The 25,527-nt window shown below is 39.0% G+C and carries 21 protein-coding genes, 1 pseudogene and 1 riboswitch; of the genes and pseudogenes, 4 read left to right on the top strand and 18 right to left on the bottom strand.

What is annotated here, in order from left to right:
* Positions 1-33 precede the first annotated feature (33 nt).
* From HYG93_RS07800 to HYG93_RS19370, 4 genes are read right to left on the bottom strand one after another with little or no spacing between them, the layout of a single operon-like run.
* Entirely contained in the window at positions 34-1,056 is a 1,023-nt protein-coding gene (locus HYG93_RS07800; RefSeq protein ID WP_106984409.1) for an ABC transporter substrate-binding protein, read from the bottom strand.
* A complete protein-coding gene (locus tag HYG93_RS07795; protein ID WP_106984410.1) occupies positions 1,053-1,253 on the bottom strand; it encodes a hypothetical protein in 201 nt (66 codons plus the stop codon). The genes HYG93_RS07800 and HYG93_RS07795 overlap by 4 nt, the downstream gene beginning before the upstream one ends.
* Positions 1,254-1,268: 15 nt before the next feature.
* Complete coding sequence (locus HYG93_RS07790) at positions 1,269-1,706, bottom strand: CopG family ribbon-helix-helix protein (protein ID WP_106984411.1); 438 nt, start codon at positions 1,704-1,706, stop codon at positions 1,269-1,271.
* 4 nt (positions 1,707-1,710) lie between these two features.
* Positions 1,711-1,833, bottom strand: a complete 123-nt coding sequence (locus tag HYG93_RS19370) for a hypothetical protein (protein ID WP_227865904.1) — start codon at positions 1,831-1,833, stop codon at positions 1,711-1,713.
* 373 nt (positions 1,834-2,206) lie between these two features.
* On the opposite strand from HYG93_RS19370, the gene HYG93_RS07785 reads away from it, so the two are divergent.
* A complete protein-coding gene (locus HYG93_RS07785; protein WP_106984412.1) occupies positions 2,207-3,283 on the top strand; it encodes a putative zinc-binding metallopeptidase in 1,077 nt (358 codons plus the stop codon).
* Between the two features lie 124 nt (positions 3,284-3,407).
* Here HYG93_RS07785 and HYG93_RS19635 read toward each other — a convergent pair.
* Positions 3,408-4,796 (bottom strand): annotated as a pseudogene (locus tag HYG93_RS19635) (NAD(P)H-binding protein); the annotation flags it as partial.
* 97 nt (positions 4,797-4,893) lie between these two features.
* Here HYG93_RS19635 and HYG93_RS07770 point away from each other — a divergent pair.
* Entirely contained in the window at positions 4,894-5,274 is a 381-nt protein-coding gene (locus tag HYG93_RS07770) for a helix-turn-helix domain-containing protein (RefSeq protein WP_202981942.1), read from the top strand.
* Positions 5,275-5,493: 219 nt separating this feature from the next.
* Here HYG93_RS07770 and HYG93_RS07765 read toward each other — a convergent pair whose 3' ends face one another.
* Both HYG93_RS07765 and HYG93_RS07760 read right to left on the bottom strand, forming a co-directional pair.
* Entirely contained in the window at positions 5,494-6,333 is an 840-nt protein-coding gene (locus HYG93_RS07765) for an SDR family oxidoreductase (protein ID WP_106984415.1), read from the bottom strand.
* Between the two features lie 28 nt (positions 6,334-6,361).
* Positions 6,362-7,441, bottom strand: a complete 1,080-nt coding sequence (locus tag HYG93_RS07760) for an amidohydrolase (RefSeq protein ID WP_120365593.1) — start codon at positions 7,439-7,441, stop codon at positions 6,362-6,364.
* A 284-nt stretch (positions 7,442-7,725) separates the two neighbouring features.
* On the opposite strand from HYG93_RS07760, the gene HYG93_RS07755 reads away from it, so the two are divergent.
* Positions 7,726-9,660: an AAA family ATPase gene (locus tag HYG93_RS07755; protein WP_120365594.1), complete on the top strand. Its 1,935-nt coding sequence runs from the start codon at positions 7,726-7,728 to the stop codon at positions 9,658-9,660.
* 214 nt (positions 9,661-9,874) lie between these two features.
* On the opposite strand, the gene HYG93_RS07750 is transcribed toward HYG93_RS07755, so the two are convergent.
* From HYG93_RS07750 to HYG93_RS07710, 9 genes are all read right to left on the bottom strand, one after another.
* On the bottom strand, positions 9,875-10,798 hold the full coding sequence (locus HYG93_RS07750) for an Abi family protein (RefSeq protein WP_120363692.1): 924 nt from the start codon (positions 10,796-10,798) through the stop codon (positions 9,875-9,877).
* A gap of 188 nt (positions 10,799-10,986) precedes the next feature.
* Positions 10,987-14,592 carry an urea carboxylase gene (gene uca / locus HYG93_RS07745; protein ID WP_120365596.1) on the bottom strand — a complete coding sequence of 1,202 codons (3,606 nt, stop codon included), beginning with the start codon at positions 14,590-14,592 and terminating at the stop codon, positions 10,987-10,989.
* Between the two features lie 4 nt (positions 14,593-14,596).
* Complete coding sequence (locus HYG93_RS07740) at positions 14,597-15,247, bottom strand: urea amidolyase associated protein UAAP2 (protein ID WP_120365597.1); 651 nt, start codon at positions 15,245-15,247, stop codon at positions 14,597-14,599.
* A gap of 17 nt (positions 15,248-15,264) precedes the next feature.
* Entirely contained in the window at positions 15,265-16,005 is a 741-nt protein-coding gene (locus HYG93_RS07735; RefSeq protein WP_120365598.1) for an urea amidolyase associated protein UAAP1, read from the bottom strand.
* A 29-nt stretch (positions 16,006-16,034) separates the two neighbouring features.
* Positions 16,035-16,146: riboswitch (guanidine-I (ykkC/yxkD leader) on the bottom strand.
* Positions 16,147-16,427: 281 nt separating this feature from the next.
* Positions 16,428-17,273, bottom strand: coding sequence for a taurine dioxygenase (gene tauD, locus HYG93_RS07730; protein ID WP_120365599.1), 846 nt, complete (start codon positions 17,271-17,273; stop codon positions 16,428-16,430).
* A gap of 30 nt (positions 17,274-17,303) precedes the next feature.
* On the bottom strand, positions 17,304-18,170 hold the full coding sequence (gene tauC, locus HYG93_RS07725; protein ID WP_120365600.1) for a taurine ABC transporter permease TauC: 867 nt from the start codon (positions 18,168-18,170) through the stop codon (positions 17,304-17,306).
* Between the two features lies 1 nt (position 18,171).
* Positions 18,172-18,957 (bottom strand): taurine ABC transporter ATP-binding protein, encoded by a 786-nt coding sequence (locus HYG93_RS07720; RefSeq protein ID WP_106984425.1) that lies wholly within the window; start codon positions 18,955-18,957, stop codon positions 18,172-18,174.
* 10 nt (positions 18,958-18,967) lie between these two features.
* Positions 18,968-20,002, bottom strand: a complete 1,035-nt coding sequence (tauA, locus tag HYG93_RS07715; RefSeq protein WP_106984426.1) for a taurine ABC transporter substrate-binding protein — start codon at positions 20,000-20,002, stop codon at positions 18,968-18,970.
* 179 nt (positions 20,003-20,181) lie between these two features.
* Entirely contained in the window at positions 20,182-21,075 is an 894-nt protein-coding gene (locus HYG93_RS07710) for a LysR family transcriptional regulator (RefSeq protein ID WP_106984427.1), read from the bottom strand.
* 293 nt (positions 21,076-21,368) lie between these two features.
* On the opposite strand from HYG93_RS07710, the gene HYG93_RS07705 reads away from it, so the two are divergent.
* Positions 21,369-22,124: an HAD family phosphatase gene (locus tag HYG93_RS07705; protein ID WP_106984428.1), complete on the top strand. Its 756-nt coding sequence runs from the start codon at positions 21,369-21,371 to the stop codon at positions 22,122-22,124.
* 87 nt (positions 22,125-22,211) lie between these two features.
* Here HYG93_RS07705 and HYG93_RS07700 read toward each other — a convergent pair whose 3' ends face one another.
* Together HYG93_RS07700 and HYG93_RS07695 are read right to left on the bottom strand one after the other, a co-directional pair.
* Complete coding sequence (locus HYG93_RS07700) at positions 22,212-25,004, bottom strand: sigma factor-like helix-turn-helix DNA-binding protein (RefSeq protein ID WP_106984429.1); 2,793 nt, start codon at positions 25,002-25,004, stop codon at positions 22,212-22,214.
* Positions 25,005-25,170: 166 nt separating this feature from the next.
* On the bottom strand, positions 25,171-25,527 hold a 357-nt coding region (locus HYG93_RS07695; RefSeq protein WP_178962265.1), incomplete at its 5' end, for an IS5 family transposase.

Genomic DNA, 25,527 nt, shown 5'->3' with positions numbered 1-25,527 from the left:
AGAAAATACTTAAATATCAGATCCAAAATGCAATTATTTTAGCTCTTGCACCAAGGCTGGATAAATCGAGCCATCTACATCCATTTCAGTTTTATAAATGCCATTGGTAACATTGAATTTATTTACGTGATAGCTCGACCCGTACAAGGAGTCAAAGCCTTCACCTTTGGTAAATACTTTTTTATTGGCATCTAAATCTAATAAATGTGTACCACCAATAAATTGTTCATATTGTGCAGGTTCTACACCTACACGGGTGGACATAATTTTAACTGCATCTGCATGTGTTGCTGGATCATTAATATATTTAACTGTTTTATCCCATACTTGAATGATTTTTTTCCATTCTTCTTTGTTGGCAGATAAATGCGTCATATTGACCGTCAAAGTGTCATAAATCAGGCCGGGCTTATCTTTAGAGCTGTAGATGATTTTTGAACCCGCAACTGCTTTCAATGCCTGATTTGCAACAGGTTGCCATACTGCAATGGCTGCAATATCTGGACTGGCGAATACTTGAGGTAATTCATTGGTCATAGTATTGATCAATTTAATATCAGATGCCTTAACCTTGGCATCTTCTAAAGCTGTGGCTAAAAGCAAATGATCGACCAAGCCTTTTTCAGTTGCTACGCTTTTGCCTTTCAGATCAGCAATCGACTCAATACCAGGTTTTGCAATAATGACATCATTTCCAGCAGAATAATCTGTCGCCATAATCATAACGCCTTTGGTACCACCCGAGCCTGTGACTAAGTTATCTCCATTGGTCACCAAAACAGCATCCAACTGGTTGGCAGCAAAAGCTGACAGTGAGGCTGAATAATCAAACCATTTAAAATCTACATTTACACCAGCTTCTTTGAGCCAACCTTTTTCAATCGCAACTTGCCAAGCAACAAAGCCAGGCCAATCACTGTAGCCAATCGTAATGGGCTTTGTGACAGCAGTTGTTTCGGTTTTATTTTGTGGTTCTGGCACTTTCGCCGTGTTATCACAACCCGCAAGTAGTATGACGCTCAGTATAGACGTCGATAAAAAAGCTGTTTTCATCATAGTGTGATTGCCCCAATTGCATTGCAGTTAAATTTTGTATTGGTACTTAAAAACGGTTGTGTAAATTGTGAATGACCCAATTTTGCTAGGTCATTTGCGCCTTTAAATGCATTAGGTTTGGCACTCCCGTTGCTTTGCTGATTTTCCTGTAGGGTTAGCGTGCCTGCTTTGCTATGTGAATGATTGAATTGGCCCATTTTTAAACTCCTTTATTATTTTTCGTTTTGCGGAATTGGCGGCATAACTGCATTCATCAATTCCAGATGCCCTTTGGTAACACCTTTTAAGGCAATAAAATGTTGACTAATGGCTTTTAGCTCAGTGCTTAGACCTTGCAAAATCATGACTTCTAAAATTTTATGATCATCCAGCTGAATATGCAGCGAACTCACCACTTGCTCTAAAAACTGCTGCTGTAAATCCAAAAGCTGAATACGTAGCGCCGTAACACTGGCGTCATACAGCAAGGTAAATGTGCCAACCATTACTTCATTGCGTTGCTCTTGATCTGCAATCAAATGCTTATTGATCATGTCTACAATGGCTTGTGAACGGCTTTCATAATGCTGATCCACAATCTTTTGATCTAAAGCATCTACCGTATTTTGTGGCACAGTAATGCTGATACGTGCCAGCTTTTGTTTAGGCATTACCTTATCCTTTATCAGCCTGATTTTGCTTGATATATAACCCTGCACGTGCACTGAACAGTTCCACCATAAATTGCTTGAATAACGGCAGTATTTTGATCATTAAGCGTAGATACGTATTTTTCATGCGCTGCTCCTTTTGGTATTACCAAAATTATTTTTCGTAATACCCGATTAAATGCAGAATACATGCCAAGTTTTTTATTCTTGTAATGGCTGTTTTTTGTCTTTAATTGATGAATAATTGCGCAGTTTTAATGCGTATGCGCAAACTTAGGGCTTAGTTAACATTTTTGCTGTGCATACTGCCAAAGCTGTGCATGATTTCAGGCAAGTAAATAGTATCGGAATACAGCTAGAGTAAATCCCGTCAATTTTTTAGCTTGCTGTTCACGCTAAGCTGACAAAATACTGCTGTCGTACACTTTTGATTATGTAAAAATATCAAGTAGATCGCTTGTACTTCGCTTTAGGTCATATCATGAGGACGGCTGTTATTTATGAAGTATTTTGCATGTACTACTTGTGGCAATCAGGTGTTTTTTGCCAACTCGCACTGCGTAAATTGCAAAACAACCTTAGGTTATAGTGCCTCAGAAAAAGAAATGTGTGGTTTTACGAAGCACAGCGACACACTTTGGCTTGCACTCAATCCATCTATTGCAGGTAAACGCTTCAAACCTTGCTATAACTATCAGCACCATCAAGTCTGTAACTGGGTTATTCCTGCCGAAAGTAGTGAAATTTACTGTGAATCTTGCCTGCTTACACATACCATTCCCTCCTTAGACAATCCAGATCATCTTGTCTATTGGGCACGTCTAGAACATGCCAAACGTCGTTTCTTATATTTAATGCAACGTTTAAATATCATGCCTCGCCCTAAACGATCCGATAACGATCGCTTTGGTCTCAGATTTGATTTTTTGATGCCACAAGCAGATTTCCCGGTGATGACCGGACACGCTCAAGGTGTGATTACACTCAATGCGAGTGAAGCAGATGTGATTTACCGTGAAACAACACGGGTCAAAATGGGTGAAAACTACCGTACGCTTCTGGGACATTTCCGCCATGAAAGTGGTCATTATTATTTTGACTTAATGCAACACTTACACCCAGAGTTAATAGACGAATTCCGTGAACTATTTGGTGATGAGCGTCAAGATTACAACGAAGCGCTTAAACGCCATTATAACGATGGCGCACCACAAAACTGGGCCGATTTTTATGTAAGCTCTTATGCCAGTACGCATCCATGGGAAGATTGGGCAGAAACTTGGGCACATTATTTACACATGATGGATACTTTAGAAACAGCCTACTATGCTGGCTTAGTGGTTAAAACCAATAAATCAGATTTAAACAATTTAGAACTTAAAGAAAATCCAATTGGCGCGCAGGATTTTGACCTTTTGCTACAACATTGGATGACATTAACTTTTAATTTAAATGCATTAAACCGCAGCATGGGCTTAGATGATGCATATCCGTTTACGCTGTCAAATCCGGTATTGGATAAATTGCGGTTTATTCATCATAAACTGCTCAATATGACACTTAAAAATCAGGCTTAGGCGACAGTCACAAGTTGCTACCACATTTAACAAATATGTATTTAGCAATATTTGGCAAATGCAGAAATGAATGAAGCAAATAACAAAGCCCCACTATGGGGCTTTGTTATTACCACTGTACTTAATGAATATCCGTTACAAACTCATCACGCGATATGCGGAATTTTTTCAAACCGAGTAACCAGTCTTTTTCAGGATTACGGCGCCCTAAAGCCAATAGCACAACAGATTTAAGTCCTTTTTCTTTTAAGCCTAGTAACTCATCTAAACCTTCTTTATCAAAGCCCTCCATAGGCGTTGCATCAATACCCAATTCAGCAGCCGCTGCAATGGCCACACCAAAGCCAATATGTGCTTGCTTTGCAGTATGGTGATATTGCTGCTCCTCAGTAAAACCAGCAAATAGATTTTTTAGGTTTTGCACCACATCCATTGTGGTATCAAGCGGTAAGTTGCGCTCTGTATTCATTGAATTATAACGCTCGTCAATTCGTTCATCTGGAATGCTATCCCATGCAGTAAAGACCAATAGATGTGAAGACTGAGTAATTTGCGGTTGATTCAACGCAACAGGTGAAATTTGCTCTTTCAGTGCTTGATTGCTAATTGAAATAATATGATATGGCTGTAAACCAGCAGAAGTTGGCGCTAAACGTGCAGCTTCTAATATTAAATCAACATCGGCTTGATCGAGCTTTTCACCCGTCCATTTGCTTGGTTGCATAACGTCTGCAACCGTGCCATGCGTTAAATAAACTATAAAGTCTGGCAAACCGATGCTATGCAACATATCTCGATAACTAGCATCATCTAAATTTTGATAATTCACTTTTTGCTTTGAAATTTCTGACAGCAAATCTGCAATATCCTGATAGCTGTACGTACGACTACCCACCAGCGAGTAGATTTTATTTTCATGCCCATCCTGCATTAATGCATTTGCAGCAGCTTCACCAAATTCTGCACGTAATGCATAAGGCACTTTGCCTGCTCCGCCTGCCAAAGCTAAACCTGTTGCAATCGCCTGTTCACCAATAATTTGCGGAATGGCTTCTGCGTACATGCTGTTACGCAAAATGGTGTATTTCAAACCGCTCGCTTTAAGATAGTCCTCGGTTTGAAAATGACTAATCATCAAATCTTTAACCGCAGAAGTTTCAATATTTTGAATTGCCAAGCTGGTATAAAATATGTGTTTTACGCCTGCTTTTTTGCAGCATCAATAACATTTTTATGCTGTTCAAATCGGTTTTGCTCCATTGTTGAAATCAGCAACAGTTTTTTTATGCCTCGAAAAGCTTCCTCTAAAGTTTGTGGCTGATCAAAATCGCCATAGATCACTTTCATCCCTTGATTCAAATATTGCTGTGCCTTGTTTTGGCTTCTGGCCAAAACAGAAAATTCATTTAAAGGTAAATGTTGCTGTAATTGTTTAACGGCGCTTTGTCCTAAGTTTCCTGTGGCACCTGTGACTAAAATCATCTGCTGTCCTATATTTCTTGTTTCGTTGTATAAAGTTATACGGCAGGCAAAATTTAAGTTCACTATACTGTTGTATAGTGATTATTATGGGAAATCCTCTTAGATTGAGCGCAAGATAGGATTTGTTTATGAGTGATTTTATGACCAAAGATGCGGATACCTTGAGCGAAGCCGATCAATGTAATGTGAAGTTTATTGTGGCGCTGAAAAATGCCATGAATGTGATCAATGGTAAATGGAAACTGGCTATTGTGGCGACTATGATTAAGCAACCACGACGTTTTAATGAAATTGAACGTCTGCTACAAGGCATCACGCCAAGGATGATTTCGAAAGAACTGAAAGAATTAGAACTAAATAATGTAATACATAAAATTGAAAGTATTGACCCCGAATCAGGCCGAATGACGACAATGTATGATTTAACGGAATCGGGTCGTAAGCTTGAAAAATTAATGGTGCAAATGGCGGTTTGGGGGCAAGAACATAGAGACCATCTCCAACTATAATATGAGCATCCCAAGCTCACATCCCACTAAGTTATAAAGTTCAATCTTTAAGCTAAAATTATAAATTAATGAATAATATTTAACTCTAAGTCTTTCAATATACGATTATTTTCCAGTGCTATTATTTTTTAAAATTGGATTTGATTCCTTTAAATGAATGAAGAAAAAAGACCGCTTTCAAAGCAGTCTAATCATAATCTTTGATCTTAAATTGAATTGCTATTTGCGCTTGGTTTTTTTGCGGGTTAAATAATTCATAGCCTGCGCATAACGTGTAGGCGCAATGCGCTGAATTAAATCTAATATTTTTGCATCATTACCAATTAATACACGCGCCTGATTGTGCTGAACCGCTTTTAAAATCACTTTGGCAGCGTCTTCTGGCGGTGTTTTTAAAACTTTATTAAATGAACGGCTGGCCTTTTCAGGGTTTAAGCCTAGTGAGCGGATACTGTCACTCATTTTAGCATTGTTGGCGATATTGGTACGGATACCGCCCGGATGCACACAAGTTGCACTCACATTACAAGCTTCAATATCCAGCTCTTGTCTCAGCGCTTCGGTAAAACCGCGAACCGCAAATTTTGTTGCATTGTATGCGCTCTGTGTTGGCTGCGCCGTAAGGCCAAAGAGGCTTGAAGTATTGATGATATGCCCTTCACCGCTTTGTTTTAAATACGGTAAAAAGGCTTTGGTGCCATATACCACGCCCCAAAAATTGATATTGAAGATCCACTCCATTTCATCGTAAGTCATACCTTCTACACTGCTGGCCAAAGCAACGCCTGCATTGTTAAATATCAAATTGATACGGCCAAAACGCTGAAAGCTTTCTTCAGCCCATGCATACACCTGATCTTTATTGGCCACATCTACACGTGACAAGCTGACTTCAACTGGATATTGCTTAAGTAAGGCTAAAGTTTCTGCCAAGCCTTGTTCATTCATATCTGACAAAGCTAAATGACAGCCTTGCGCAGCCAGCTGCAATGCCAATTGCTGCCCAATGCCAGAGCCTGCACCCGTAATGGCTGCAACTTTATCTTTAAAATTTTTCATTTCTATATTCACCATTAACCATATGTATTTAAGTCTTTTTTAAATCCATCTTATAAAATGCGATGGCATTATCCCGCATCATTTTTTGCAAATTTTCTGCCCCATAAGGCGACAGCATGTGTATATATGCTTTTATCAAATCGGTCAGTTTGGCATTGGGTTTATCCATGGGATAATTTGATGCATATACAATCCGATATGTACCAAACACTGCCACAGCATGTTCAATCATAGGACTTAATAGCTCGACCATTTCATTGACAGTTGCTGTCCGCTTAGCCCGAAAATAACCATGACCTAGCACTGGCATCATTAAGCCTGAAATTTTGGCATGTACATTTTTCTGCTCTGCCAAATGGCTAATGTCATCTTTCCATTGCTGAAAAATAGCCTTCCGCTGTGAAGGTTTGTATCCCGTGGATTTCCCGACTTTTCCAAACAGCCCTACAGGTGTTGCCAAGTGGTCAAGCATAATCGGTGTATTTGGGAAATTTTGCGCTAAGCTTTTGATATCATTTATTTGGTTTGCATAACCCCATGCATCAAAACTGAGCTGCATATCCGCCAGATGTTCGAAGCCTTTTAAGAATGATTTCTGCGTATATAAATTCGACTGATCACACCAGCGGTGAATTCCAGCATCGGGGTGCCAGGATGCCATTTTTCGAATACCGCGAAATAACGGACTGGCCTGCTGATGTGCCTCTAAGATTTTTTTAAATTTACGGTCGCGCGGATCGGCCGTGGCAACGATAGCGCCAAGTTTTAACTGTTGTGTATGGAATGGCAGCTGTTTGATCCACTGGGTTTCTTCCACCACACCAAATCCTTTGTGATGATGCCAACTGGCTTCTATATGCGCCACGGCTTCCACCATATAGTTCCCGCAATCTTTTTTATAATCCTGCGGTAAATACGGTTTTAATATATGTTCTGGGTGGCCGACGGTTTCTAATAAAGGTTTAGGCTTTACCGCATGAATCAAGGCATGCATAAGTTTGGGATGTTTACCCAATAGCTTTACGAGGCGTCCTGCTGTATGCGGTGTGGTATATGGGTCCCATTGGTGAATATGCGGATCGACGATCGCGAAATTAAGTTGGCTCATATTGTTCTATCCATGCCTTGAGCTTGTAACGGGAAATACAGAAGTTGTATTTAGCGTAATGGATAGTGCTATATGAATGAAATGATTTATTTTAATGGTATTTCATGTATGAAATTCATAGTGACAAACTTTGTAAAGCTAAGACCTATTGTAATTTAACAAGAGGATAGATTGTATCTCGCCTTTATTTAGTGACTTTAAATTTGTGCTTGTTCAAAATTTCTTGAATTGCTTTGAAAAGCAAAACACTACTGCTAAATTAGCTCCTATATTTAGGGGGCTTTATGACAGAAAAATTATATTATTGGGCTGAAAATTTAGAAAACTATAGTTCTGACAATGATGTTTCATATGATGAAATCATAGAAATCAAACGTCTTAACTTTTTTATTGGTAAAAATAATGCGGGTAAGAGTAGGTTTTTAAGAAAACTATTTATGACTCGACAACATTTTAAATATTACCAAAAATTTGACCTATCAAAAGAATTAAAAGACTTAATTGATTTTATTAATGCAAATAATTTCCGACGACCTAGAGTCTACGACAATGACCGTCAATGGTATACAGATGGTAAAACTGACGTAACAGTTCGTGATAAATTTGGTATTGAGAGCAAACTTTCTGAATTGAACTCCTTGTCTTTTCAGTTTGATAGAGTTTATGAAATTGTGCGTGACACTAAAAGTGTATTAAATAATTACGAACTTAATCCAATCAATCAAAACCATAATCTCAAAGACTTAGTTCAACGGTTAGAAAATAAGATTACTCGTATTGAATTACAACCTTTCTTCTCAAATGAGAAACTATATATTCCAATTCTACGTGGTATGCGTCCTGTCACAGAGCAACAAAATAGACAGCCATACATCGAACGAGCCCAAAAAGATTATTTTTCAGATACAAATAAATTCAACTCTAATAATATTATTACTGGTGAGTGCTTATACCATGAACTTAAGATTCATCTTTTAGGTGAACCCGAGCAACGTGAACTAATTAAAGATTATGAAGAAAAATTAAGTCAGTATTTTTTTGACAATGAAACTGTTTCACTAATCCCTAAACATGATCAAGATGTTGTAAATATTAAAATTGGTCAAGATCAACAATTCCCTATTTCACAGTTGGGTGATGGCTTACAACAAGCGATAATCTTAACTTATGAAGCTTATATAAAAAGTAAAGACAAAGAAGGCAAACCAGAAACGCATGCCTTTTTCATAGAAGAACCAGAACTGCACATGCATGCAGGTATGGTTCGTCAATTAATGAATTTCTACTTAAACGAAACACCTCATTACTATTTCTTTACTACACATTCAAATCACTTACTTGATATGGCGGATGAATCAGATCAAGTGATGATACAAAAGTTTGTTAAACAACCTAAAGCTGGCTCATCAAACGAATTTGATTTTAAAATTTATCGCTGTGACCGGGATCGTGACTTACTTGCTTCATTAGGTGTGCGTCCGTCTTCTGTCTATTTGGCAAACTGTACGATTTGGGTAGAAGGCATTACCGATCGGCTTTATATCACTAAATATATGGAAAAATATTTAGCTGAATTAGAAAACTCAGATGAACAACTTTATAAAAATTATCGTCGTTTCATGCCTAATTATCACTATACATTCGTGGAATATGCTGGGAGCAATTTAACACATTGGTCTTTTGATGATAATTATGCCGATCAATTAGAAGATAAAGGGTTAAGTGCTAAAGCTGTCGCAAGTGAAATGTTACTGATTGCAGATGGTGATATTCAAGGTAAAGCTGACCGTGTTCAAATATTAAAATCAGAACTGAATAAAGAAAATTATTTTATTCTTAGTTGTAAGGAAACAGAAAATACCTTACCTCAAGATTCTCTTATTAGAGTAGCGATTCAAAGATTTAATCGCATGAAATCTAAAACTAAAGATAGCTATGATATTTCTTTAATTAACAATATTACTGAGGAAAATTACTTCGATCATAAAGAATTTGGTATTGGTAAGCTTTTGGATAGTAAATTAAAAAAAACCTCATCTAAAACTCAACAAACTTTGTTTTCTGATGGGCAAGGTGTTGGAACGATCAAATATAAACTAGATTTCTGTCGTGAAATTATCAAAGATTTTGATGAAAATCCTGATTGGCAACTCACTCCAAAAGGTAAAGATCTATGTGAACGAATTTTCAAACATATTGAAAAATGTAATTCAAATTAGAAAAAGACCGCTCTTACTGATGGTCTTTTAATTATTATTTATCAAACCATTGGTGATAACTTAAACCACCACCCCATGTTCACCGTTTGCCAACTTTCAATTGTAATTTCTAAAACCACCATACATTAGGCGTAATAATCGCAATCTCAATTTTAATGGCTTCAATCACGGCTAAACCTGCCTAAGAAGGTTTTTATTTATAATCGAGTATTCATTAAAGAATCCATATTGGATGGTTTTCCCAATGATTTGGAAAACCCATTGCCATACGCCAATTTTCATCCCTTAAAATCGGTTTAAGTATAGTATTCATTTGACTACACCACTCTGCGTCAAAACCTGTTGGGCGTAACATCGTTTTTAATATGAGCAATACATAAAAAATGCGTTTATTGGTTGGTGTGATGGGTGACTGCCAATTTTCATCTTTATCCAATTTCGCTTTAATGGCCAACTCTCTATTCCAAAGCCGTCCATGGTGGGCACATACATTTCGGACATACGTTAATATGTGTAGCCAATCTGCTAATTTCTCGTGATGAATATTAAAATGCTGTGAAATAGCTTTTTTATCTTCTTTATTTAATTTTTGGTTATTTTCCAGTCCATGATATAAAAATGACAATGAACCTAAGCTTAAAATTTCAGTCAGCATCCATATTGGAATGTGTGGATAGCCCTTATAATTCTGTTCAAAATGCTGAATAAACGTATCTTTAGAGCGTTCAACTTCTTTGTCACAATTTTTAATAAATGCCTTATGATTAAATTTTGGATGAAAATTTCCCTCACAATACACACCAAATGCACCATATTGATGAGCCATAAAATAAGTGATTTTTGTACGTAAGAAAGTTTCTATGACTTCAATTGCACTAAAAATATGTAATCTTAATTCTGTATCAAACTCATAAATTTGAACAACTTTTTCTAAATATGTTCCTGACCTAAAATGATCGGTAATTTGACCATCGATATAAATTCGATCAGGATGCCAATATGCACTCAATCGATAATAACCATATTTCGAAAGTACAGTTTCAGCCCAAGCATGATTATGAATAATCATTCCTTTGGCTTTCAGGTGATTGACCTGTTCCGTATAAGATAGTGGATTTTTATTATAGGTTTTCAGCATAATTCATTATATTTGAGCATAAAAAACCGCCAAGGTTGCGCGGACTTCCAAAGAAGAACTAAGCGTGGCGGCTGTATTAAATTTATCATATCGACAATTGTCGTTATAAGCAAGCACTAATCAAAAACCGCCCTTATGGACGGTCTTAAAATTGCCTCCATTTTCAAAGGAGGGTTAAGGAGGATTTTTTATGCCACTGGCGACAACGTAAACAACACCTGCCCTGTTTTCACCGTCTGCCCTTTTTCAATGGTAATTTCCGAAACTATCATGCGCTCAGGTGCAATAATTGGAATCTCAATTTTCATCGCTTCAATTACCGCTAAGGTTGCACCTTCTTCCACAATATCACCCGATTTACATTCAATTTTCCAAATACTTCCCGGCATGTGAGATTCTACCGCACAACCACCTTCTGGAATTTGAATATCACTATCATCAGTCACCGCATCCAAACTTTCAGAAACATACTCTGCAAGTCCTGCTTCATGCCAACGGCGGCGTTCTTCATCAAAATTGGCTTGTTGCACAGACTTAAACGCAGAAATAGATTCTGCATTTTCAGTCAGGAATTCGTTATATTCTTTCAGGTTCAGTATGCCTTCTTCCACACGCAGTTTTAAGCGGCCTGCTTTAAAGTCCTCACGCATTTGCATAAGCTCAGACTCAGAGACTTCATAAAACTTAATTTGGTCAAAGAAGCGCAATAACCACGGCATACCTTGTTCAAAGTCAGGGTTTTTACGGTAACGAGACCACATTTGCGTGGTACGACCGACAAACTGATAACCACCGGGGCCTTCCATGCCATAGACACACATATACGCACCGCCAATACCCACGGCATTTTCAGGCGTCCACGTACGTGCAGGGTTATATTTGGTGGTCACGAGGCGATGGCGTGGATCAAGCGGTGTGGCTACAGGTGCGCCTAAGTACACATCACCCAAGCCCATCACTAAATAGTTGGTGCTATACACCACATCTTTAACGGCTTGTTTAGATTTTAAACCATTGATACGGCGAATAAACTCAACGTTATCAGGGCACCACGGCGCATCTGGACGCACAGTTTGCATATAGCGTTCAGTCGCCAATTGCGTTTGCGAATCTTCCCATGCCAGCGGTAAATAAACCGTACGTGATGGCACTTCCATTTCCGTCACATCTGGCAATTCGCTTTCTGCTTGTTGTAATAATGCCAACAAAGCTTTTTGATCTAAAACCAAAGAATCAAAATGGATTTGTAGCGAACGAATGCCCGGTGTAAGGTCAATAATCCCTGCAATATTTTGATCTTTCACCCATTGCATCAATGCATGAATACGGAAACGCAGGTTTAGATCTAAAACCAATTCGCCATATTCTACCAGCATGTAGCTATTACCCGCAGGACGATACACTACATCAGGCGCAGCATTTTCACCTGCTTGGGTTGCTAAAATTGCATCCTCTAAGGTATCCATTTCTGCGCTAAAACTTGCAGAAAAATCGACCTGTGCAAGCTCAGTGTCTTTAAATCCTGCGCTGTATTTTTGATTCAGTATCTGCGCTTGATCATACGAAATCGGCACAAATTTCACTTTATCGCCGGCTTTAAGCTGTCCGACTTTCCACAGTTCAGAGCTGACAATCACCGCAGGACAAACAAAGCCTCCTAAACTTGGACCATCTGGACCCAAGATAATCGGCATATCGCCCGTGAAATCAATCGCACCAATCGCGTATGCATTGTCATGAATATTGGATGGATGCAGACCTGCTTCACCACCATCCTCACGTGCCCATTCAGGTTTTGGACCAATCAAACGAATACCTGTACGGCTTGAGTTAAAGTGAATCTCAAAAGTATTGGCAAAGAAGGTATCAATATCTTTTTTAGTGAAGAAGTCTGGTGCACCATGCGGGCCGTACATCACCGCAATTTCCCATTCATGACTAAACGTTGGCACTTGTTCAGGCGCTAAGGCTTTCACTTCATCCGATGTAAATATAGTGATCGGCAACATATCGCCAATCAATAAATTACGACCGGCATGACCACCAAACTGACCAAGGGTAAAGGTCGCTTGTGAACCTAAATATTCAGGCACATTCAAACCACCTTTAATCCCGATATAAGTACGACAACCTGTGGCGATTTTTCCACATTTTAGAATCTGACCTTTACGCACATTCACAGTTTGCCACATTGGCACAGCCACACCATCAAGGGTTGATGGCATATCACCACCCGCCAATACAATTTGGCTATCACAGTGGAATTTTAAGCTTGGTCCTTGCAAAGTACATTCAAGCCCTGCCGTGTTATATGCATTGCCTAACAATTGATTCGCAACATTAAGTGACAGCGGATCAATCGCACCTGATGGTGGCACACCCACATCCCAATAGCCCAAACGACCTGTGACATCTTGCACAGAAGTTTGAATGCCTGATTGCAACACTTCAATTTTTTGAGTTTTCCACTCGAATGTATTTAAGAATCGTGTGGTTTGCGTACCGGCTTTAAATACATCACAGTCGATAATATTTTGTAGATATTCAAGATTAGTTTCGATGCCTGCAACCGATGTTTTCGCGAGTGTTGCGGTCATTGCAACGATTGCAGAGTCACGATCGCCCGAAGTCACAATAATTTTAGCAATCATCGGGTCATAAAATGATGAGACATTAGAACCCGTTTCCACCCACGTTTCATTACGGGCATGGCTATCAAACTCGACATGTGTAAGTAAACCTGCACTTGGCTGGAAGTTCTTGATAGGGTCTTCAGCATATAAACGTACTTGAATCGAATGACCTTTCGATTCAAGTGGTGCTGTTGGTGCAATCCAATCCCCACTACCGAGAGTCACCATCCATTCCACAAGGTCTACACCAAAGACTTGTTCCGTCACGCCATGTTCGACTTGCAGGCGGGTATTCACTTCTAAGAAGTAGAATTCTTGCGTGTCGGTATCCATCACAAATTCAACTGTGCCTGCCGAGCGGTAACTCACCGACTGCATCAGCCCAATCGCAACCGATTGAATATAGGCACGTTGCTCATCATTGATATGTGGTGCTGGGGTTTCTTCCACCACTTTTTGGTTACGACGTTGTACCGAACAATCACGCTCGCCAAGTGCCAAGATTAAGCCATTACCATCACCAAAAATCTGCACTTCGATATGACGGGCATTCTGTACAAATTTCTCTAAATATAAACCTGCGTCTTTAAAGTTGGCTTGGGCAAGATATGACACTGTAGAATAAGCATCTTTCAGCTCTTCTTCATTCCACACCAAACGCATACCAATACCGCCACCGCCCGCGGTACTTTTCAGCATCACAGGATAACCAATACGATTGGCTTCAAGCAGTGCTTCGGCTTCATCAGCCAAAAGCTGACTGCCCGGAAGAAGTGGTACATTGGCTTGAATCGCGAGTTCACGTGCGGTATGTTTTAAGCCAAAGGATTTCATTTGCGCCGAATTTGGCCCTAAAAATACAATGCCTTGCGCTTCACAGAGATCACAAAATTCAGCATTTTCAGACAAGAAACCATAGCCCGGATGAATCGCTTCAGCACCTGTTTGTTTTGCGACTTCTAAAATTTTATCGACATTTAAATAGCTTTGGCTGGCAGGACTATCGCCAATAAATACAGCTTCATCCGCCAAGGTCACATGCAAAGAATCACGGTCTGCTTCTGAATACACTGCAACGGACTGAATGCCTAATTTTTTCAGTGTACGGATCACACGGCAAGCAATTGCACCACGGTTGGCAATGAGGACTTTATTGAACATGGTATTACTCCTCACCGTCACGGATGATCAATTGAATTTTTGTTGGGTTATAGGCATTACATGGATTATTCAGTTGTGGGCAATTGGAAATGAGGACGATTAAATCCATTTCGGCTTTAATCTCGACATATTTACCCGGTGCAGAAATACCGTCATCAAATTTCAAATGTCCCTCAGCGGTCACAGGCACATTCATAAAGAAGTTAATATTTGGGCCGATATGGCGCACATTTAAGCCATGTTTTTTGGCAATCGGATGCTGAGAAAGTGCAATCATGAAATTATTACGGCAACTGTGCATTGGGAATTTGTCATGTGCATAGCGAACAGTGTTGCTTTCACATGAACATGCACCGCCTAAGGTGTCATGACGGCCACAGTTATCGTCATGGATGGTGGCAATTTTGTTGCCAAAGTTAGTGTATAGCGCTGTGCCTTTTTCTAAATAAATCTGTTGGTTAATGGCTAAGGTATCCGTTGCACTATAACGTTCCTCAGGGTTATGGCTTGAGATAAATAGCGTATCCACCGCTTGATTGCCTTCGAGGTCAACGATACGGAAATACTGCCCTTTTTTGACTTCGCACATCCAAGCTTCGCCAGCAGGACATACCTGATCTAATACTGTTTTTTCTAATGTATGAAATACAGACATTTTAATTCTCCCCAAAATTAAAGTGCGCTAAGTGCGTAGTAACGATTGTTGTTTTGGAACGCACGCTGATTTTGCGGACATGAATCTCGGCATACATCTGTTTCATCTAAAGGATTGGCTTTAAATAAGCTTAGTTGTACATCAGCAGGTTTATATTCTTCTGCTTGAGATAATCCATGTGGTGTACTGGATAAAAAGACCAAACAATCCATTTCAAAACGCAGTTCAATGACTTGATTTGTATTGTCCGATGCAACATAACTTAAGTTGCCATTGTCATCAGGTTGAACTTTAGAGAATAAATTTAAGGTACTGCTGAGGTCTGTTGCAGATAAGCCAAACTTGGTCATTTCAAGCAATAAGCTATCTTTGCCATTACGGTACATATCATTACGGGCATCTTGGAAAGTTTTGTTGCCGAATTGGTTTTCAATTTGCGATGCCGTACTTGGTGCACAAAAAGCATCATTCCAAGCGTGATCATCTTTCACAATCGAGATCATGGCACGGCCTAAATCCGATGCCAAAATATGACCTGTACTTAAATATGCCGTGTGCTGCCCTTTAAGGCTATCTGGCATGTTGTAGCGTTCGAGCTTATCTTCACTATTTACACAGTAAAGCGCCACATTGGCATTTTGCCCTAGCGATTTAAGCTGTAATACAGCGCCACGCTGAATACGCGCTGACCAGTGGTGTCCACCCGGTAAAAGTTCAGTCCATAGTGCTTTATCGTCATGATAATGTTTTGTGCTCATTGCAGCCTCTGCCTAATTCTTAACTGTTTACCTCCCGGGCTTTTATCCCTCCGTGCAGCTTTGCTTTGAATTAAAACGAAGCCGTGAACTCTCGGTCGCGGTCATACATATAAATGCATCGGAACCCTAGATCACTTTATGATGTAAGTAGAAATGCAAAGGCTGTGCCAATTTAGTAATACGATTTAAATAAATCGTATTACTAAGGTTTTAGGGTTCGTTTTGATGCTTAAGCTACAGTATTGATTTTAAATTGCGCTATTTTTGAACTGTGCATCTGCTTAGGTATGCATCATCCTTGTGCATGTGCAATCATGGTTAAGTATTTTTGAATTTATCTTTTTTAGATTTCTTCAAAATAAAAAGGCCCAATGTCAGCATTGGGCCTTTCCTGTGATGTTTGCAAACAGCTGCTGTCGCTTTTAATCTGCTGCTTTATAAAATGGTATCGAGCCATTCACAGTTGCACGATGCATAATGCGGTGCGCATCGCCATAGTCAAACAGCGCTTTGTGCTGCGTACAGCGGTTGTCCCAAATGGCAACATCACCTTCTTGCCATTTCCAGCGTAAGTGAAATTCTTCCTTCACCGCATGTTCAAACAAGAATGTCAGCAACGCATCGCTCTCTTGTGCATTCAGTTCGTTAATATGCGTCGTAAAACCTTCATTCACAAACAACACTTCAGCACCAGTTTCAGGGTGTGTACGCACAACTGGATGCACTACTGGCGGGTTTTTACGGAAACTATTTTCAAGCCTTTCGCGGTCTACTGCTGTTGCGCCAAAGCGCTCTAATGGAAAAGATTTACGAATATCATGTGTTGCTGTTAAACCGCGTAGTTGCTGTTTTAAATCTTCACTGAGCGCATTAAAAGCAGCTGTACCGCTGGCCCACAGCGTATCTCCGCCAAATTCAGGGATTTTAATGGCTTGCAGCACACAGCCCAATGGCGGTGTTTGACTAAATGTCACATCAGTATGCCAAAGATCATTGTCTCTTAAATCTTGTCTATGGCTATCCAATACAATCACTTCCGGTGCATCATCCATCGCAGGGTAAATCGGATGAATATGCAAAGTACCAAAGGTTTTTGCCAACCTCACTTGCGACTGTGCGCTAAGCGCCTGCTTTCTAAAAAAGATTACTTGACGCTGCAATAGTGCCTGTTTTATTTTTAGCAACAACGGTGTATCGGCATGGTTTAAATCAATACCTTCAATAACAGCGCCAATGTTTGGATTAATTTGCTTTGCTTGCAATGACATAATTAAATCTTCTTCAATCTCTAAATCTGTTTACAGCTGTTGGCCATACCAAGGCGCCAACTGCTTTTGCAGCCAACGTAAAAATAACTCAAAACTTACTGCGACAATCGCGATCACAATAATTCCAAGAATCACAGTATCTGTAATTAAGAACTGAGCAGCTGACTGCACCATAAAACCAATACCGCGATCAGCAGCAACTAATTCTGCAGCCACTAGTGTTGACCAGCCCACGCCCAAGCCAATGCGCACACCCGTTAATATGTGCGGCAAAGCTGTAGGTAAAATCACATATTGCAAAACCTGCAAGCGCGTTGCGCCTAAAGATAATGCTGCACGTTCACGGTTTTTTTGGTGGCTGATCACACCATGGGCACTGCTGATAATAATTGGCGCCAAAATTGAAAAGAAAATCAGCAACACTTTGGTGGTTTCACCAATACCAAACCAAATCACCAAAAGCGGTAAGTATGCAAGCGGTGGAATGGGACGGAGTAGCTCCACTAGTGGATCAAATACAGCGCGTACCCATTTGTTCAGTCCCATCCATAAACCCAAAGGTACACCAATCACAATGGCAGCAATGAGTGCGCTAAACACACGGCCAATACTTTCAGCCAAATGCTGCCAAAGCGTGGCTTTCATAAAACCTTGCTGGCTGACTTCAATAAACTTCTGCCATACCGCTGCTGGGCTTGGTAAAAACAGCTCAGGAATAATTTTCAAAGTTGTTACGACAAACCAAAGTACCAGTAAGCTCAGTACACTGCCGATGCTCACAATAAGTGGCAGATTTTTTCTAAATATAGAAATAGAAGAGCTTCTGTTTAATGTTGCTACTTCTGCACGATTTTCGCTGAGATGAGCCTTATTTAATTTTTGAATTTGCGTATTCATATTAAGACTCCACCGCATGTAATTTTTGCGCTTTTAAGCGTTCAAACAACATTTCACGCAGCTGAATAAACTGCGGATCAGATTTAATCACACGTATAGATTCACCTTTTCTATAGCGCTCAGCAAAATCCAGCTTGAGCGTTTCAACAATTGTCCCCGGGCGCGCTGTCATCAGTACCAATTGATTGCTTAACAAAAGCGCCTCTTCAATATCATGGGTAATTAAAAAGAAGCCCTTCTTCTCTTTAATCCATAAATTCAGCACAAACTCCTGCATGCTTTCTCGAGTAAATGCATCGAGTGCTGCAAAGGGTTCATCCAGCAAAATAAATGGTGCATGACTAATCAAAGCACGTGCAATACCGACGCGCTGTTTCATACCGCCTGAAAGTTCCCAAATATTGGCATTTGCCACATGCGACAAGCCCACAGTCCCTAAAATTGATGTGACTTGTGACTTTATCTCTGCACTTTTTAAGCCTTTTAATTTCAAGGAAAATGCTACGTTATCTGACACGTTGAGCCAAGGCAGTAAGGCATGTTCTTGGAAGACCACCGCACGTCTAGCATCTGGGCCAGTTAAAACTTCATCATCAATTTTGACTTGGCCTGCGCTCACCTGCTGAAAACCCGCCAAAATATTTAAAAGCGTCGTTTTACCGCAGCCAGACTCGCCAAGTACAACCGTTAAAGTCGATTCAGGCACGTCCAAATTGATATTTTTTAGTACAGCCACCTCTTGTTCAGGATAGGTCAGGCTAATATTTTCCGCTTTTAAGATACTCATTTTCACATCCTTAAGGCTGAACAAATAAGGCGGTCACATTGCCCTTATAATCGGCTTTGACTTTATCTACTTTGCCTTGGGCTTTTAAAAAGGTCGCTGTATCTAAAATATTCTTGGCAAAATCTGTGCTGAAGCTTTGAGCTTGCTGCTGCTGGTTCAAATAAATATTGCCTGATAGAAGTAATGGAATATCTTTCGCATCAGAACCGGTTAATTGCGCAATGCTATTGATATAAGCAGTATTCGTTTCAAACGCTTTCGGATCTTGATTGTATTCATCTATTTTCTTTAAAGAAGTTTGAACGAAGGACTTTAAAAACTCAGGATTTTGCTCTGCAAAGTCTTTACGAACTACCCAAACATCAAAGGTTGGCGCACCCCATTCTGCAACTTGCTTAGAATCGGTCAGAACTTTACCTGTGGCACTCGCCTTGCTTAAAGCAGGTTCCCAAACATAAGTCGCGTCAATATCGCCACGTTCCCATGCTGCAGAAATTTCAGGCGGGCGCAAATTAATAATTTTGACCTCAGCCTCAGATAAATTCCAATGCTTCAATGCAGAAAGCAGGCTGTAATGTGCTGTAGAAACAAAAGGCACAGCAATGGTTTTACCCTTTAAGTCTTCAGGTTTTTGAATGCCTGATTTATTGCTCACCACTAAGGCTTCTGAAGCACCAAGTTTGGCTGCCACAAAAAATACCTCTATAGGTAAATCACGGCTGGCTGCAGCCGCTAAAGGACTGGTACCAATATTGCCAATACTGACATCACCTGATGCCAAAGCATTTACAACATCGGCACCCGTATCAAATTTTTTCCACTCAATTTTTTGTTGGCTGTCTTTTTCATAGTCGCCATTGGCCTGCGCCACTTTGCTCGGATCAATACCCGTTTGATATGCAATAACCACCGCTTTTTGATCTTTTTGCGCAATTGCAGCCGTTGAAGTGTCAGGAGTAGATTTTTTAGTTTGAAAATAAACAAAAGCAGCAATCGCCACAATGACGATCGCCGTAATAATTAAAGGTTTTGATTTGCTGCTCATATTTTTTCATTAAAAGTGATTACTAATTCACATATTAATGAGTCAGTCTTATGATGAAAAATAAGTTAATTGACAATGTTTAGCACAAATTTGCATTTATCTATTAGTGGAATACTTATTCTTTTATTCACTAAACGTCTAGCAATCAATTTTCTGCGCGGGATCTTTTAATCGTATTTTCACTTCACTAAGATTTCATGGAACATATTACGTAACCATTGATGGCTCGCTTTATGATGACAAGACATGTGCCAATATTGCTTCACACCATAGCTTGGAAAAACAATCGGAGCATCAAAAATTTTTAAATTACCACGTGACAGTAAGACTTCACTGAGATAATACGGCACTGTAGCAATCGCATCTGTATCTTGCACCACCAGCCCAACACCCAAATAACTCGGCAAACGCATTAATATGTCACGCTTAAGGCCCAGACTCATTAATTCATTTTCAATATGATAGTGCCCCATCCCTGCATCAATATCTATATGGGATTCTGCCAAATACTGCTCTGTTGTTAGATGTTCACCTGTTAAACGTGGATGATCCTTGGCAGCAATAACCACATAATATTGCTCGAATAATTTTTGTTGATAAAAACCATTTTCCAAATGAGGCAAAAAGCCCAATGCCAAATCAATCTCACCATTGGCCATTTGATAACTGGTTTCTGTGGTAATTGGGCGAACATTGAGCCTGATATGTGAGGCATTTTTTTTTAAATATTGCGAAATTTTAGGCAATAAGACCAAATGTGATACATCGGTCATAGCTAGAGTAAATTGCTGATCTGAAATCGCTTGATCAAAATCAATACTAAAATTATTGATCGCCTCAATCTTACTTAAAGCTTCACTCACGAGTGGAAAAAGTTGCTTAGACAATTCTGTTGGCAACATTTCATTACCAATGCGCAAAAAAAGTGGGTCCTTATAATGCTGACGTATTTTATTTAAAATATTACTCACGGTCGGCTGACTCATGTCTAAATGCTCAGCAGCCAAAGAAACACTTTTAAATTTGTAAATATATAAAAATACACTTAGAAGCTTACAGTCCAATTCAAACACGTCAGCTTTTTTCCTCAGATTAAATCAGGTTAAACAATACATCCCTGTATTGTTGGTTTAAAGAATCTGCTGAAATAGTACTGCGAATAACCTGCTTTTTCTAGCATTGTTACACATGCTTTGGGCGTAATACATCCTCATCTACATGCGGATTACAAATTTATGTCTATCATGTGAAGCCAACAAAAAACCAGCTAAATAATTCATTCAAATCATTTTAAAATACATTAGCTTTTATTGTTATTTATTCCATGTACACGAGATAATAGCGACAAATACAATAGGATGGATACGTGCTAAAAGGTAAAAAATTAGTCTGTTTTGATTTAGATGGGACTTTAATTGACTCCGTCGGGATATGGAATCAGGTTGATGCCCAATTAATTCAACAATTTTCTCAGCAACAAATCGACTTACACAGCATACAAAAACAACGTGACCAGCAATTAAAAAGCTATAAACATTGTTTAGACTCTTACTTAGAATACTGTAACTTCCTTAAAGAAAGTTATGAGATTTCACAGCTAAGTGCAGAGCAAATTAAAGTACAGCGTTATGCGATTTCTCAGCATTTTCTAGATCATATTGTTCGACTGAAGCCACAAGCAGATCAATTTGTGAAAAGCTTAAAAGCCTGTGGCATAGCAGTTGCATTAACCACCACAACCAGTTTGAATAATGTGAAGCGCTATGCTCATAATAATCAGGCAATTTACAGCAAACTTAACTTTTTACACGATTTTGACTTAGTCTTAACTCGAGAAAGTGTCACCAATATCAAGCCACATCCAGAAATGTATTTGAAGGCGCTACAGCATTTTGGTATCAGCGCTGCAGAATGCTTAATTGTAGAAGACTCACTAATTGGGGTTGAAGCTGCAAATGTTGCTGGTATTGATGTAATTGCAATTCAGGATGAGTATTCGATCCATGAAGCCACCGCAATAAAACAGCGCGTCAATTATTATGCCCCTCATTTTAAGGCTCTGTTGCAGTTCGTTGACATAAATGCCATTCATCTAGACCATAAAAAAGACATCTACTTTTAAAGCAGATGTCTTTGAATGCAATATTTATCTTTTACGCAATGCATTCATATTTGAAACAAAGCGCAACTTATAAATGAAACGGCTGAGTTAAATGACAGCTGCATTATTTCGAATATTATTCATTGCGTTATACACTTCAGTTTTGCCGACCAAAATCTGCTGATTAATAAAGCGATGTATTCCGTCTAAGTCATCAAGTTGCTTAAAGTTATCTCGAATCATCTGATGAATCGTAACACCATGAATGGTTTCATCTAAAGAAATAAGGTTATGGAAGGTATGAATATTTTGCGCTTCCAAATCTTTACTGCTGGTTTTAACCAAATGTAAATACCATGCTTTCGGATAATTGTAGTGATATTTTAGATTCACTTTTTCCGCAATAATGCCAATATCTACAGGCTTATTCACCGACTTCAAATACGCCACAATATCTTGATGAAGTTTATGAATGTCCACATTTTTATAGGCTTTTTGCGGTGTGGTGTATTCCAATGCGGCTACACGTACTACAGAACCTGCTTGCATAAGCTCATTTAAATATAAAGATGCATGGTTTTGTGAGCCACTACGGATTTTTTTAGCAATATCATCACGTGTGAGTGGACGGCTACTTTGTTCCAGCCAATTCAAAATGGTTTGTAATTGACTTTGAGGCTTAACTGCTTCATTTAAGCTAATCGTGTCGGCACCCGATTTACCTGTAAAGTAAATGCCATGCTCCACCCCCCAGTTACGAATAAGGTGGCGAATTTTAAAATAATCATATTGTTTTAAAGTATCACTTACTTCATACGCTTCCATACGTAAATGCATAGACTGTTGCTGCGTTTGCTGTGACAAAATCGCTAATACTTCTTTAAAGATCAGTTCTTGATCCGCAAAACTGATATTAAATTCATTAATATGGCAGTACGCACCACGGTCAGACTGGTAGAGATAGTTTTCTTCAACATCCTCATTAATTGAATGATCGAGGCGATGTGTGCTTAATTCAACTTTGCTATAGCCTTCTTGGTTCGCACGTTCCAAAATTTCTTTAAAATTTGCACCATCTTTAAAATGCAATGCAGCATGTACAACCGCATACATTTTATTTAAGTTCTTCGGGTAAATCCCTGGTGTTTTAGTTTGGTCAGAAAACAGAATATCTGCATTTTCTGCTGCATTATGTATTGCATTTTTTGCAACGCGTTCCGTACAACCTGCTAAATCTACAATCTGATGAATTGCGGTATCCCACGGCATAGGTGCCTTGTGATGAAGAAACCACTCTTGAAGTAGACTGTTTACATTAATGTTTGGCTTGATAATGTGTACCAGCTCATTTTTATCAAATGAACACAGAAGCTCTAAAAAGTTAAGTAAATCATTTTGATTAGAAAAATGCGAAGCTAATTTAGGATATAACTGCATAAATTCGCTGTCTGCATTTTGGTTTAAATTTTCCCAAATCACATCCACCGAGATACGAACTCGTTCACGTAAGTTCTGAAATGCATTTTTTTCGACTTGGCGAATTCGTTCACGTGTAAGGTCTAAGCTTTGCCCCACTTGTTCTAAAGTCTGCCCCACCACACCGTCGATCCCACAGCGTGCTTTAATAATCGTTACTGAGCGCTCTTCTGCATGGTTAAGAAATGCTTCTAAATCACGATTAATAAAATCATCCATTTCAAAGGACGTTAAATTGCTCGCATCATCTATCATGAAATAACCACTTTGATAAGCTTGCGGAAGTAAATCTTTCGTCTTATCAAAAGCATTGGTTACATCAAGCAATTGCATAATAATAGAGGCTTTGATTGAGTCGGCAGGTTGGCTATTCACTTTGGTGTTAAATGCATGATGCATCACCACATTCATCATAAATTTAAGATCAATGCTTTCATTTTCTACATTTAACCAAACACCCAGTTTATCTAAAAATTTAATTTGATCAGATGAAAAACGTGCCTTAGATAATTTGAGCGCCCCCAGTTCTGGATAGTCAAAAACAGAATTATTCACTGGTTTGACGTCAAGTAAGTTACGCAGTTTAGTACAAATTTTTTCTCGACGTTGCTGACAGAACCATTCAAATTGATTTAAATCTTGTGGAATTTGATCAATTAACTGACTAGTTAAATAAAGTTGCTGCGAACTGAGATTGCCCATAAAAAAGCTTTCGAGCCATTGAGCTGGTTGAGTCGCATTTTTTTGAATATTGACCGATTCAGGAATTAACTGCAAATTCACCACTGTATTGGCTAGGTTCTGTAGCTTATTACTCCCATCATTTACAATTTTTAACTTCTGCATTTTTTTAGGTGTAAAAATGCTTTTTGGATAAATATGATCGATATGTGTTCGTACAAGTTGACTATCAGGAAACACTAATAACAATAAGGCTTTAATTTCATTATCTTTGCCGTATCGTAACTGACATAAATTCTGCACATCTTCTTCGTTAAAGCTTAAGGCTTTATCTTTTTCTAACATAGCCTGTTTTACAGCTTCGTATGGGAATACTGTAGCAGTTTTTCCAATTGCCTTACGGATATGTAAAAGTAGACTCTCAAGATTACTCGACCAAATGCCTTTTTTAAGCAGACTTTCAATCAGCCAGCGCTTCATTAACTGAATATCATTGCTATCAATTTTGATTTTTGCTTTATCTAAATCCAAATTGACACAATATTTATGATAAACAAAATATACGATAGGCAATATCGCAACATCATGAATCAACGCTTTATGATCAAAGCCAAATTCTTTGAGTAATTCCGAACTGCTAATAAAGCCCAGTTTAATTTGTTCCCAATTATTTTCCATTACCCGCATATTGTCTTTATTAAAGTTGGATAATTTAAAGCTTAAATTATTGACTTCAGACAACATAATTCCTGCACGTAAAATTAAATCTTTACTAAATTCAAATTCAGTATTTTCTTCAATCTCTTTTAACAGCTCATTTATTTCATCTCGCGCATTGAGAGTTGACCACTGGGTAACGGCTTTGTTGCATAGAGTCTTTAAAGGTAGAGTTATCCTAAGTCACTAAAATTTAAGGCATAACTTGGGTATGTGGTCGGCCAATTTCCGTAAATTTATTTAATAGGGCTACACGAGCATGAATTTCATTTACTTGACTGGGAAAGCTTCTTGCCATTAATTTTTCGCCTAATAATTTGATGCAATGCATCTTGGTTTCAACCAAACTGCGACGGTGATAGCCTGACCATTTTTTCCATAGTGTCCTGCCTAAACGTTTAACGGTTCGAAGTAATTCATTTCGCTCTAGTGAGCTAATCTTTGTATCTTTCCAAGGTCTCGCATTTTTTCTTGGTGGAATCACCGCATGCGCTTGTCGGTCTGCGATTAGCTGACGGCATTGCTTGGTGTCATAAGCCCCATCAGTATA

Origin of the sequence: Acinetobacter sp. SwsAc6 (assembly GCF_013391565.1) — a bacterium.
Lineage (GTDB): Bacteria > Pseudomonadota > Gammaproteobacteria > Pseudomonadales > Moraxellaceae > Acinetobacter > Acinetobacter cumulans.
Note: the sequence above shows the minus strand (reverse complement) of the source record. Positions and strands in the feature narration are given on the sequence as shown.